The organism is Egbenema bharatensis FJBBOT/2019 (assembly GCF_048077055.1).
Classification (GTDB): Bacteria; Cyanobacteriota; Cyanobacteriia; order Elainellales; family Elainellaceae; genus Egbenema; species Egbenema bharatensis.
On the sequence record NZ_CP182236.1, the window covers coordinates 7,116,373 to 7,129,225 of the forward strand.

Genomic DNA, 12,853 nt, shown 5'->3' on the forward strand with positions numbered 1-12,853 from the left:
AAAGCTCCAATAATTTTTTTCGGAAACTAATAAATTTCCTGTAAAAACAGGGTTGACAATCGCCAAGAGTGCGCTACACTTCTGGACACGTTGGGTCTTCTTAACAAACTTTACACAGTTCTCATTTTTGATCTTATTTATAGCCAGGGTAATGGTTTCCTTGAGTAGTCAGCAATGAAAAATTATCCCATCCCAGACAACCCCCAAGAAATAGTTGCAATGCGGCAAAAACCAGTAAACGAAGAACTGATTGCCACTGCGATCGCAGGCGTTGTCCAAGTGGCCCGCTCCAAAGGGCAATCCTTAGAAGATTTGACGGCTGAAGTCCTGGCAGACGATCGGCTGCTGGATTGGGAAGCCCGTCGCTGGCTCAGTGATATCGTGACCCAAGCCTGGAAAACGTTACCTTGATGCAGCAAGGCAGTTCCCAACTGAGGATACTCACAAAGAACTGCGGGATTTTCTGCGATTTCTGTGCGATTCCTAAAGGTTGTTACAAATTTCTGACAAAGTTGAAGTTTAATTCATCGTTTCCCCCGATTTGAACTAAGGTTGGGGATTATTACTCAGCATTCAAACTAGGACATAGACATATGGGTAGCAATGGTCACGGTCAGCCGATGTACCCCACTCGCATCGATCTTGCGGCTGATACTCGCGCAGATGTTTCAGCAATTCTCAATCACGCCCTCGCTTCTACCCTGGATCTCAAAACTCAGGTTAAACAGGCCCACTGGAATGTTAAGGGGATGGACTTCTATCAACTTCATGAGCTATTCGATGAAATGGCATCTGAGCTAGAAGAGTTTGTAGACATGATTGCTGAACGGGTGACAGCACTGGGGGGGCGAGCTTTAGGAACTGCCCGGATTGCTGCCAGTGGGTCTATCCTGCCGGAATACCCACTGGATATTTTGGAGGGTAAAGCTCATATTGTTGCCCTTGCCGATCGCTATGCTCCGTATGCCAAGATGATTCGGGATGCGATCGATCAAACCGACGACCTGGGGGATGCAGATACAGCCGATTTGTTTACCGAAGTCTCGCGGGCAATCGATAAGCGGTTGTGGTTCCTGGAAGCCCATTTGCAAACCTCCGTTGATTCTGAATCTTCTACAGAGAATGGGGATGGGGAAAAGGCAGAACCCGCAAAAGCTAAAAAGGCAAAGGCCAAGTAGGCTGGACTCGTAATCAGCGTGGGTGGACTCTGTTAGACTGGGAAGCGTTATACTGTCATTTCTGGCGATCGGTTAACCAAAAACTATGCTAAAACGTTCCACTCTGGATACCAGCCAACTCATGCGTCGGGCTGAGGATTTGATTGATGCCGCCTCAAATCGTTACCGGATTACGGTTCAGGTTGCCAATCGAGCCCAGCGTCGTCGCTATGAAGAATTTGACAGTATTGATGATCCAAAAATGAAACCCGTCATCCGGGCCATCATTGAGATGTCGGATGAATTGACGCAACCTGAGATCATTGGCGAGTAGGGGCGCACTGCCGTGCGTCCTAATTAACAAGTAACAGGGGTGCACTGCTGTACACCCTGACTGATAGGTAATAGGGGCGCACAGTTGTGCGCCCTTACAGTAGATTTCTGACAAGACTGGGATGGCTTTTATCGCAGATCCTTAATCTGTTGTTTTGCCTGGGTTGCAATGAAGTTTGTCAAAAGGAAGTTTGTACGCTTCTCGCAATGGGTCACGATCGCACTTCTAACCGTTGGGCTGGTGGGGTTGTTTGCATCTTTGCCCGCCTCTGAGTCCATTCACTTCCGTTCACAAACGCCGCTATTACAGTCCCTTTCTCCCAAGGCAGCAGTTGCCCAGCGGTTTGATGTTGAAGGTGTTTGGCGGTTGGTTTATGAAGCCCTGCCGGACTTGCCCCTGGAGAATCAGTATGTAAGTCGCAACACTGGAGAAGTCGCGGAAGAGAATACTTTAGTGGGTCGTCTGATTCGCTATCACGTTTATGTTCGAGGTCGTCCAGCCATATTTCGTTTCGACTGGAAGCTAACTCTGGGAGACTACCTGGGCGTGAATGAGCCAATCACACCATCGGTCTATCCCAGTGCCGATGTCCTGCGGGTAAATCCAGCAGAGGGCGACATCGCAGCTATCCGTACGTTGAACCGTGCGGAACGGGATGCCCTGGTTCAAGTTTTGGTGGATATCTTCAACGGTGGATTTGCCCCATCTGCTCCGTCTCCTGCTCCCGATCGTTCGGAGCCTGTTTCTCCCTCTCCTCCAGCAACTCCAGGGTCTAGCCCCGCGCTGCGAGAACCGCGACCTGGAGATGCGGATTTGCTCAGACCGTAGACGGTGGAGTTATGGTACGTCAAGTGAAAAGCGGTGAGGGTTGGCGGCTGGGATGGGACTCCAGTGCAAGGGAATTCTCTGGTCTGGTGGGCAGTGACCATTGGGCGATCGAACTCACCACCGCTGAGTTCAATGATTTTTGCCGTCTAGCCAGTCAGCTTGCGGAAACGATGCGCCAAATGCGTCAGGAGTTGATGGAGGAAGAACGCCTTTCCTGCGAGGCTGAGAGCGATTTGCTGTGGCTGGAGGCAGAGGGCTATCCCCATGCTTACGAGTTGCACCTGATTTTGCTCACCGGACGACGGGGCGAAGGCTCCTGGTCTGCGGCAGCCGTGCCGGACTTACTTCAAGCGATCCAGGTTTTGCACGTTTTTTAGCCCGTTCCGTGCAGTTGGTTTAGTTGGTTTCAAAGTTCGATCGCCACCCTTGATAAGTTATGCTATTCTGGTAAAGCGGTGAATTCAACCACCGGGGCGTAGCGCAGCTTGGTAGCGCACCACTTTGGGGTAGTGGGGGTCGTGGGTTCAAATCCCGCCGCTCCGATTTGATTTAATCTGCATATTTTTTAAGCGATCGCTGTCTCTACCAGGGGCAGCGATTTTCAGTTTGGCAGTTCTTGAGTCATTGCAGCGCACACCATCAGACGCGGGACTCGATCGTCACTATTACGAATTCTTTAAATTTCAGCCATCAGTCAGTATCGTATTCCTACGGTAGGCGAAAACCTTGCAAAACGAATAGATCTAGAGTTATAGCGGCAGGCAGAAGGGCAGAACCTGCTGATTCGCTTTGTTCCTCCTCCGAAAGTTTGAACTCCTATGCGTATCTTGATTTATTCCTACAACTACTATCCTGAACCAATCGGCATCGCCCCTTTGATGACAGAACTGGCGGAAGGGCTGGTTAAAAGAGGGCATGAAGTTAGGGTTGTAACTGGGATGCCAAACTATCCTCAACGCCAGATTTATCCAGACTATCAGGGCAAATTGTTCTGCACCGAGGAACGCAACGGAGTCATCATTCAAAGAAGCTGTGTCTGGGTTCGTCCCAAGCCTGGATTAATGACTCGAATGCTGTTGGATGGTAGCTTTGTGGCCAGCAGCATTTTTCAGGCGTTGAAGGGTTGGCGACCGGATGTGATCCTACTGACCATTCCGCCTTTACCGATCGCAGTTCCAGCTTCTTTGTTGGGGGCGATCTATTCCTGTCCGATCGTGCTGAACCTGCAAGATATTTTGCCCGATGCCGCCGTTCATGTGGGGCTGCTCAAAAATAAGGTCGCCATCCGCGTTTTTGAAACTTTAGAAAAATATGCCTATCGCACTGCTCATACCATTAGTGTAATTACGGATGGCTTCACCGAGAATTTGGTCAAAAAAGGAGTCCCTAATCACAAAATAAAGTGTATCCCTAACTGGGTTGATGTTAAGTTCATCCAGCCGCTTCCCAAGGTCGATAATCCCTTCCGGCGAACGCATCAACTCCAGGATAAATTTGTGGTGATGTATTCAGGCAACATTGCCCTGACGCAGGGCTTGCAGACGGTGATTCACGCCGCCGATCGCCTCCGTCACATTCCAGAAATTGTATTTGTAATTGTGGGTGAAGCGAAAGCGCTAGATGCCCTCTGGCAACTTTGTGCAGAACATCAGCTCGATAATGTTCTGCTGTTGCCATTCCAGCCGAGGGAACAGCTCCCTGAAATGTTAGCTGCCGCAGATGTGGGATTGGTGATGCAAAAGCACAATGTTGTGGCCTTCAATATGCCATCCAAAATCCAGGTGTTGTTAGCCAGCGGTCGGCCGGTGATTGCCTCTGTTCCAGCCACCGGAACTGCTGCAAGAGCCATTCGGCAGAGTGGAGGGGGCGTGGTTGTGGAACCTGAAGACCCGGAAGTGCTGGCGAACGCGATCGTGGATTTGTATCAAAATCCGACCAAGGTAGAAATGTATGCTCGACAAGGTAGACAGTACGCAGTCGCGCAGTATGCCTTTGATCAAGCCTTGAACCGTTACGAGGATCTGTTCTATGAAGTTACGGCTTCCTCTGAGTTGGCATCTAAAGCGATCCCTAAACTGAATTCCGAGAACTAACAGACCTCAGCAGCAATCCACTAACCTTCCGTAGTGCAGGCTTCCAGCCTGGGCGGGCAAGATGCCCACCCCACAAGAATTTCAGGTGATTTTCAGGTGATTAAATTTGCATTCCGACTGCCTTGTTGACTGGGCGGGCAAGATGCCCACCCCACAAGAATTTCAGGTTGTTAAATTTGCATTCTTAAGTTCACACTAGGGGCTGCTAAATAAAAAACTCAACCAGCGGTTTTGGTGGAATCAGTTGACGTTCCTCCAGAACCGCCAAAATTTTGGCAATACTTTCTGCCGGCGTTTCTTGATCGGTGTGGCAAGTAATGTCTGGAGCAACGGGTGCTTCGTAAGGGTCATCAATTCCCGTGAAGGCCAGCAGTTCCCCTGCCCTGGCCATGGCATACAGCCCCTTCACATCTCGCGCCTCACAAACCTCCAGCGGTGCATTCACATAGACCTCAATCAGGTTATTGATGCGATCGCGGATTTCCTGACGCGCTTCCCGGTAAGGACTGATGGCAGCAACGATCGCAATCACCTCATTTCGGCTCAACAGTTCAGCGACAAAGGCAATCCGGCGCATATTCGTGATCCGATCGTCTTGGCTATAGCCCAACCCCCTGGAAAGGCTAGTGCGAACAGCATCCCCATCCAACACTTCAACTAAACAACTGCGAGATTTTAGCTCTTGCTCTAAACCTTTGGCGATCGTCGTTTTTCCAGACGCACACAAGCCAGTCAGCCACAGCACCAGTCCTTGCTTGTCCATAGAATCTAACTCACCACGCGTTTAGCTTTCAATCTTAGACTGAATCACTGGGTTTGAGGGAGCTGGGTTGCGGTTGTGAGCCTTCGCTGCACGGAGTCCAGAACTGAGGTGGATTGCTCGCAGGCAGGATGCCTGCGCTACAGAATGAGGTGCTAATCCCTACGCTTAACTCAGCACCCAGTTCACCAGCGTCCGCACGGGAAATCCTGTCCCTCCGGCGTTGTGATAACCATTTTCCTTATCTGTCCAGACGGTTCCGGCGATGTCCAGGTGGGCCCAGGGCGTTTCTTTAACAAATTGTTTCAGGAAAAGGGCGGCGGTAATGGCTCCTCCGGCACGTGGCCCAGTATTTTTCATGTCGGCAACGACGGACTTTAAGCCCTCAAAGTACTTATCTTCCATCGGCATCCGCCAGAACTTTTCGCCTGCTTTTTCTGATGCCTGGGCCAGTTGATGGGCTAGATCATCGTTAGCAGTCCATAATCCGGCAATGTCATCTCCTAAGGCAACGACGCAGGCTCCTGTTAAGGTAGCCAGATCGACGATCGCCTCTACACCCAGCTTTTCTGCAAAGACCAGGGCATCGGCAAGGGTCAATCGTCCTTCTGCATCCGTATTGTTGACCTCGATCGTCTTGCCGTTAGAAGCAGTCAGAATGTCACCCGGACGCATGGCGTGACCGCTAATCATATTTTCCGTGGCGGCACTGATGAAGTGAACTTCCACATCGGGCTTGATTTGAGCAATCGCTTTTGCGGCTCCCAACGTGGCCGCTGCTCCGCCCATGTCGGTTTTCATCATTTCAATCCCACTGCCGGCCACCTTGATATTCAGTCCACCACTGTCAAAGGTGAGTCCCTTACCGACGATCGCCACTTTCTTACGGGGGGGGGCTTCAGGACGGTAGGTGAGGTGGATGAACTTAGGCGGCAGATCAGAGGCTTTGGCAACTCCCAGGAACGCACCCATGCCCAGTTTTTCGCATTCAGCCTGCTCCAGGATTTCCAGGTCTAATCCATATTCGTTGGCGATCGCTTCTGCCGTTTCTGCCAGTGTGATGGGAGTCACAATATTAGCCGGGGCTGATACCAGCTCTCTTGCCAGAACCACACCCAGGCAAATTTGACGCGCCTGAGTGATGACAGCATCCTGCCCGGTAAGTCCCAGCAAATCGATTTGTTCCAGTTTGAGACCTTTGTCTTCTGATTCAGATTTGAAGCGATTATCTTGATGGGCCGCTAACTCAAGACCTTCCACGATCGCCTGCGTCGTTAATTCGGGATCATTTTGCCAAACGGGCAGACTCAACCCCAGGGTTTTGCACTTTTCCTTCTTTGCCGCTCGCAGGGCGATCGCTGCCGCCCGGCGCAGGGTATCCAGCTTGAACTCTCCTGGCTTACCCAGTCCAACCACTGCAATTTTGCGAATTGGGCTGTTTGCTCCAACTCGTGTTACTGCACTGCTGCCGCCTTTGCCTTTGAATTCGGTTTCAGCAATCAGCTCTGAAAGTGTACCCGCCAGCTGTTGATCGAGTTCAGCCAGATCGCCTGTTAGCTCGATCGCGTCCTCGTACAGTCCAATGACTAAGCAATCCCCAGACCATTTGGTTCTGGGTGTCTCTATCCCACGAAGATTCATAACCTGACACAGCCCGAAATCATCTTTTTCAGTATTGCTCAATTTTCGGGGTTTAGGGCTGGCTTTTCAAGAGACTGGTCGAACTGCATGAATCAGAGAAACGTGAATGGTTTACAGCACAGGGCAATTTGAATAAAGAACAGCGTTCAAAGTGAACATGAACCCGAATCAAAGTTAAGGTAAATCTTCGAGAGTCAGGTCGTCTTCCAGGCAAAATCAAGCTAGGATCAAAATCATCAGCTAGGATAGACCAGAACTGGACGTATCCCATTCTCACCTGTATTGCAAATGTCTTCCCAGCAGGCAAGATGTCTGCTTTCTAGAAATCAGCCTGTATCAGTGGGATGCCCGCAATTTTTTTAACGTCCTGAAAATTAACCTAACTTAACGTAGAGTTGATTAAGTCATTTCACCTTTAAAGATTCAGGAGGTTCTACTTGCATGATCTCTGCTTTGAGTCCCGTTGTAGTTGCTTGTGCGGCAGATGATTTTTTTTCCATGCCCCTGGCTGTTACTGCATTTTCGGCACTCAAGAATCTGAGTTCTGATTATCGCATGGTTTTGTATGTTCTAGATGGTGGTGTTAGCTCGCATAACAAAGCCAAGCTGATGCGAACCTTAAACGCAAAGCGCGTTGAGATTCATTGGATCAAGCCGACCTCAAAGCAAATTGAAAAGGTGCTGCTGAAAGGGCGAGCCAGCAACCATCCCATTTCTAGCTACTACAGGTTGCTTCTCCCTGAGATCATTCCTGCCCATGTTAATAAAGTGATTTATTTGGATTCAGATGTGGTGGTTGAAGCAGATTTGGCAAAGCTTTGGGAGCAAGATTTAGGAGAAAACTACCTGCTGGCAGCGCAAAATCAAGTTGATGGAATTTTGCTAAATTCCTGGCATCTCAACCATTCAGTTGAATCTTTAGATTTAAAGCAGTACGGAATTACCCCCGAAGACAAATACTTAAATTCTGGTGTTTTAGTAATCAATCTAGAGCAATGGCGACAGGATAACATTGCTGATCAGGTGCTTAATTTAATCGCAAATCATCCAGATTTTCCGTTCCCAGATCAAGACGGCATTAACATTGTCCTTGCAGGTAAGTGGAAAGAGTTAGATCCTCGCTGGAATCAAACTCATGTGGTTCATAGCTTCACTTCACCGCAGGAGACCCCCTATGCTCCTCAGCTTTATTTTGACTTGATTCATCATCCTTTCATTATTCACTACACCGGCAGACCCAAGCCCTGGAGTAAAGATTGTACTCATCCCCAAGCCGATCGCTTTTTTAAATATTTAGATCAAACAGCCTGGAGAGGATGGCGCAATAATCCCTTTAACTTCTATTTCACCTTATTCCGTCGAAGTATGCGTCGGTTAAAGATTGCCGTATCCAGGCGAATATCTCTTTTCTCTGACAGTTTTTTTGTCAGGAACTAAATGAAAAATGGCGATCGAGGGCAGCAGCCTCCCCTTGATGCAATCGATCCTTGATGCAAATCGATCGACTGAGGAATTGATCCTGTACAAATGCAAAATTAATCCGGCAGATGCAAAATTTAACCTGCAAATGCAAAATTTAACCTGCAAATGCAAAATTGGAATACGCCCATTAAGTACTGCCAGCATTAAAACTTTCCCCTAATCCGGGAACCTTTGCTAAATTTGCTAAAGTCCAACATTAAAGCACTTTATTCAGCCAAGGCGGATTCATGCTAAAGCCGGAACCAACCCAGAAAAAACCTGCTCGATCGCGCAAATCCTCTACAGGAAAGCCGTCTAAAAAGCAGTGGTTGCCTCGATCGAAGACCGCATTGACCCTGGCTGGACTTGGTTTGGGTGGATTAATGCTGGGTGGTGCCACGGCAGCGGTATGGATGAGTGATTCGTTGCAACTCCCATTTGTATCGGGAGGTGGCTTTGAGTCCGCTTCAACCGATCCCCTGGCAAAGGAAACGTTGGCTTTGTCCCTGGCATCCTTGCCCCCTGCCCAAAGAACAGAACAACTGGAAGCCATTGCTCAGGGAGCCCCTTCCCTCGATCGCAATCGGGCCCGCTATCTGCTGGCCGTGGATTTGATTGAGCAAGACCGGGGAGGCAGTGCCTTACCCTGGTTGGAAGGGTTGGAAGCAGACTATCCTGAACTGGCGGCCTATATTTTGACTCGACGGGGCCAAGCCTATGCAGCAATGGGAAATGCAGAACAAGCAGTGGCAACCTGGCAGGCAGCCGTTGAACAATATGGGGATCAACCTGTAGCCGCAGAGTCCCTGTTTTTCTTGGGGCGATCGAACTCGCAATATCACGATCAGTTGATGACGCAGTTTCCGGCCCATCCCCGCAGCGTGGAGGTTGCCCTAACTCGACTTCAGCAAAACCCCAATCAACCCAACTTAATGCTGTTGCTGGCCAGACATGGCCATTATTTGTCGGACATTGGCTCTGTCCTCGATCGACTCAGAACAGAGTTTGCGGGGCAGCTTACTCCGGATGATTGGGAAGCGATCGCCTTTGCGTATTGGGAAATTCAGCGATATGGCAGTGCAGCGGAAACCTACACCAGAGCCGAACCCACTGCATTGAACCTGTATCGAGCGGCCCGAGGAGCGCAACTCGATGAACGAGCCAGCATTGCCAGGGAGCGGTATCAGGCTGTCTTGCAGGCTTTCCCAGAGGAAGAAGAAGCTGGATTAGCGCTGATCCGATTGGCTGCCCTAGCCCAAACTCCGGCTCAGGCGATTCCCTTTCTGGATCGAGCGATCGAACAGTTTCCCGATCGGGCTGCGGAGGCTTTGAAAGCCAAGGCAGATGCCTTTCTGCAACTCAACAGTCCGGATACGGCTTTGATGATTCAGCAACAGGTATTGACCCAACACAGTGATTCAGATGCAGCAGCCGAGATCCGGTGGCAACAGGTGGAACAACACGTTCGATCGAATAATTTGCAGTCAGCCTGGGAATGGGCCTGGCAGTTGGTGGAGGAAAATCCCAACCATGAACACGCACCCAGGGCAGGATTTTGGGTCGGTAAGTGGGCGACCCAGTTAGACCGACCTGAAGAAGCGCGGCAAGCCTATGAATACGTGCTGGCGGAGTATCCTGAGTCCTACTATGCCTGGCGATCGGCAACGTTCCTGGGATGGGATGTGGGCAACTTTGGCACCGTGCGGGATAAGTTGCCTGAGGTCGTAAAGCCCGAAGTTCGCCCAGAGGTATTGGCAGGGTCAACCTCGCTGCGGGAATTACATCGGTTAGGACAAACCCGCGATGCCTGGAGTTTATGGCAGGTGGAATTTACCAACCGAGTTCAGCCGACGGTGGCAGAACAGTATACCGATGGGTTGATGCGGCTGGGCGTGAATGATAATCTGGACGGCATTTTTATGCTGGCTAGCCTGGACTTCCGCGATCGTCCTGAGGAGCGGCAGGAAGTAATTCAGCTTCAACAGCAAATAGATTACTGGCAAGCCCTCTATCCCTTTCCCTATGCTGAGTCGATCAAGCAATGGTCGCAACAACGGCAATTAAACCCCATGTTAGTGATGGCTCTGATTCGCCAGGAGTCCCGGTTTGAACCCAAAATTCGATCGGTGGTGGGAGCAACGGGGTTAATGCAGGTGATGCCAGAAACGGCGGATTGGGTGGCCAGTCAAATCAGCCTGACGCAGTACAACCTGGAAGATCCGAATGACAACATCAATCTGGGCACCTGGTATCTGGACTATACCCACCAGGAGTATGCCGATAATTCCCTGTTTGCCGTGGCCAGCTACAATGCAGGGCCCGGTAATGTTGCCAGTTGGATGGGGCGATTTGACTACAGCGATCCGGATCAATTTATTGAACAAATTCCGTTCAATGAAACCAAGGGATACGTGAAAGCTGTGTTTGAAAACTACTGGAACTATATGCGGCTCTATAATCCCGAACTGTCTCAACAGTTGGCAAGTCATTCTGATACCCATTCCAGCTTAGTTAGTGCTCAGCCGTAAGTTTCTTGTCAGGGGATGCAAATTTAAAAAATGCGATGCCGCGAGTGAGTCAACCACAGTGCAGATATTTTGCCTATGGACTGGTAGCCGCGATAGCGGCCCTGCGGTTTTTCCCTAGCCCTGATTAAGGAGGACTGCCGAGCAATCCTGAGTGTCATGACTCCAAAGATGTAGAAGTGGGTCTATCTTTGAGGCGATGATGGGGCCAGGCGATCTTGATACGCTGAACACAGTTAAATTTACTTCCTAGTCCATACAAGGAGGATGAAGGTCTATGAGTATTGAAGATCGCATGAAGGCAACGGCCAAGAATGTTGAAGGTAAAGTTCAAGAAGCAGTTGGCGAAGTGACGGGTGATCCTAAGGATAAGTCGGAAGGGAGAGCCAAGCAGGCAGAAGCGAATGTGCGTCACTCCGTTGAAAACGTTAAGGATGATATCAAACGGGCGATCGACTAATTATCACCAGTTGTCGCCAGGAGTATAGATGAGGGCGGACAGCAGTTCGCCCTTTTAACTCCAGTAGATCACAAACCTGGTTTAGATCCCCCCTAACCCCCCTTGAAAAGGGGGGAACCGAGCCGAAGAGGGGTTGAAGTCCTCCTTTTTAAGGGGGATTTAGGGGGATCAACCCCAGGGTTAACTGTGAAATGAACCCATTTTAGATCTACTGAACTTCATTAATCATCCCTGCGCCTGTTATATAACCCGTTATATGGATTTTCCTCGGAACATTTCTACAGGTAACGAGTGGATACAGGCTAGACAGGAGGCGATCGCATCAGTGAATGATCTAACGAATGATTGATTGAATTATTTGAGGATGGAGCTATACCGGCTCGAACTGACTCCTGACTGATCTTGAATCTATTTGAACTTGTTAACTCAGTTAAGCTTGCGTGACAGGTAAATGCACTGTAAAAAGACTGCCTTTGCCTACCGTAGATTGGGCATGAATTGTTCCGCCATGCCCCTCAACAATACATCGTGACAGGTAAAGGCCCAGTCCGCTGTCGGCACGCTTATGTTTCCCCTTGCGGAATCTTTTAAAGAGGTTTTCTTGATCTTCCGGAGAAATGCCTGACCCTGTATCTTCAACCTCCACAACCATCCAGGCGGTTGAGTTAGTACTCGGCTGGGAAGTCGAATATTCTGGGTCTTTTAGGTCTTTAAAGATCCGAACTTTGACAAAGCCCGTGTCAGTAAACTTGATGGCATTACCAACCAGATTAGTCAACACCCGTCTGAGTTCCAGCCGATCGCCTAATACGATCGCTTCTTGTTTTTCCAATGAATTAGCCATGGGTTGAACATCCATCTGTAGGTGAATGCCTTTTTCCTGGGCTAGGGGGTGTAACTCTTGAAAAATTTCTTGAGCAACAATACCCAGATCACAAGGGGCAAAGGTTAGTTTTTTCTGCCCTGCTTCATGGCGATAAACCTCCAACAGCGTATTGACCATTTGCAAAAGGTTTTGGTTACTGCCAATCATTGCCGCGATCGCATCTTTCATTTCTGGCGAAATCGGACAGAAGGTTTCCTCCTGAAATAAATGCAGCATGCGATCGGCTGCAACGAGTGGCGTTCTCAGATCATGGGTTAATCGAGAAACAAAGTCCTCCCGCTGTTGGGACATTTTTTCTCGATCATCAATGCTGTGCTTGAGCCGCAGCAGCGATCGAACTCGTGCCAGCAACTCATCCGTATCAAATGGCTTACGAATGAAGTCATCTGCTCCTGCATCCAGCCCCTCGACGACACTGGATTGTTCGTGAGCCGTAATCAGCAGAATCGGAATGTATCGTAGAGCTGGGTTTTGCCGAACACGGCGGGTTACTTCATAACCGTCCATTCCTGGCATCATAATATCCAGCAAAATCAGGTCGGGAGGCGACTGGGCGATTTTATCCAGGGCATCCATACCGTCCTTCGCTACATTCACCTTATAGCCTTCATCTCCCAAAATGGCTTTGATCAGGAATAGGTTATCGGGTGTGTCATCGACCGCAAGAACGTGACTAGTCCTAGTCTTCTGGGCATGAGGCATGGTGGA

The 12,853-nt window shown here is 49.6% G+C and carries 12 protein-coding genes and 1 tRNA gene; 10 read left to right on the forward strand and 3 right to left on the reverse strand.

The genetic code is table 11. The features are described from left to right. Positions 1-174: 174 nt before the first annotated feature. The 7 genes from ACM1PF_RS33115 to ACM1PF_RS33145 all read left to right on the forward strand — a co-directional run bounded on the left by ACM1PF_RS33115 (position 175) and on the right by ACM1PF_RS33145 (position 4,412). Positions 175-411, forward strand: a complete 237-nt coding sequence (locus ACM1PF_RS33115; RefSeq protein ID WP_416670693.1) for a hypothetical protein — start codon at positions 175-177, stop codon at positions 409-411. A gap of 182 nt (positions 412-593) precedes the next feature. Beyond that, positions 594-1,178, forward strand: a complete 585-nt coding sequence (dps, locus tag ACM1PF_RS33120; RefSeq protein ID WP_416670694.1) for a DNA starvation/stationary phase protection protein Dps — start codon at positions 594-596, stop codon at positions 1,176-1,178. An 85-nt stretch (positions 1,179-1,263) separates the two neighbouring features. Further along, positions 1,264-1,491, forward strand: a complete 228-nt coding sequence (locus ACM1PF_RS33125; protein ID WP_416670696.1) for a DNA-directed RNA polymerase subunit omega — start codon at positions 1,264-1,266, stop codon at positions 1,489-1,491. Between the two features lie 168 nt (positions 1,492-1,659). After that, on the forward strand, positions 1,660-2,319 hold the full coding sequence (locus ACM1PF_RS33130; protein ID WP_416670698.1) for a hypothetical protein: 660 nt from the start codon (positions 1,660-1,662) through the stop codon (positions 2,317-2,319). Between the two features lie 11 nt (positions 2,320-2,330). Beyond that, a complete protein-coding gene (locus tag ACM1PF_RS33135; RefSeq protein ID WP_416670700.1) occupies positions 2,331-2,696 on the forward strand; it encodes a DUF1818 family protein in 366 nt (121 codons plus the stop codon). 92 nt (positions 2,697-2,788) lie between these two features. Next, a tRNA-Pro gene (locus tag ACM1PF_RS33140) sits at positions 2,789-2,862 on the forward strand. Between the two features lie 275 nt (positions 2,863-3,137). Beyond that, on the forward strand, positions 3,138-4,412 hold the full coding sequence (locus ACM1PF_RS33145) for a glycosyltransferase family 4 protein (protein ID WP_416670702.1): 1,275 nt from the start codon (positions 3,138-3,140) through the stop codon (positions 4,410-4,412). Between the two features lie 205 nt (positions 4,413-4,617). Here the strand turns inward: ACM1PF_RS33145 and cysC are convergent, their stop codons facing one another. Both cysC and ACM1PF_RS33155 read right to left on the reverse strand, forming a co-directional pair. Beyond that, on the reverse strand, positions 4,618-5,175 hold the full coding sequence (cysC, locus tag ACM1PF_RS33150) for an adenylyl-sulfate kinase (protein ID WP_416670704.1): 558 nt from the start codon (positions 5,173-5,175) through the stop codon (positions 4,618-4,620). A gap of 165 nt (positions 5,176-5,340) precedes the next feature. Then, complete coding sequence (locus ACM1PF_RS33155) at positions 5,341-6,813, reverse strand: leucyl aminopeptidase (RefSeq protein WP_416670706.1); 1,473 nt, start codon at positions 6,811-6,813, stop codon at positions 5,341-5,343. Positions 6,814-7,254: 441 nt separating this feature from the next. Here ACM1PF_RS33155 and ACM1PF_RS33160 point away from each other — a divergent pair, with 441 nt between their 5' ends. The 3 genes from ACM1PF_RS33160 (at position 7,255) to ACM1PF_RS33170 (ending at position 11,259) form a co-directional block, all read left to right on the forward strand. Beyond that, positions 7,255-8,250 (forward strand): glycosyltransferase family 8 protein, encoded by a 996-nt coding sequence (locus tag ACM1PF_RS33160; protein ID WP_416670707.1) that lies wholly within the window; start codon positions 7,255-7,257, stop codon positions 8,248-8,250. A 272-nt stretch (positions 8,251-8,522) separates the two neighbouring features. Further along, positions 8,523-10,802, forward strand: coding sequence for a lytic transglycosylase domain-containing protein (locus tag ACM1PF_RS33165; RefSeq protein WP_416670708.1), 2,280 nt, complete (start codon positions 8,523-8,525; stop codon positions 10,800-10,802). A gap of 274 nt (positions 10,803-11,076) precedes the next feature. After that, the gene (locus ACM1PF_RS33170) at positions 11,077-11,259 is read left to right on the forward strand and encodes a CsbD family protein (RefSeq protein ID WP_416670709.1); all 183 of its coding nucleotides are present in this window, start codon (positions 11,077-11,079) and stop codon (positions 11,257-11,259) included. A 430-nt stretch (positions 11,260-11,689) separates the two neighbouring features. Here ACM1PF_RS33170 and ACM1PF_RS33175 read toward each other — a convergent pair whose 3' ends face one another. Next, positions 11,690-12,847 carry a sensor histidine kinase gene (locus ACM1PF_RS33175; RefSeq protein ID WP_416670710.1) on the reverse strand — a complete coding sequence of 386 codons (1,158 nt, stop codon included), beginning with the start codon at positions 12,845-12,847 and terminating at the stop codon, positions 11,690-11,692. Between the last annotated feature and the right edge of the window lie 6 nt (positions 12,848-12,853).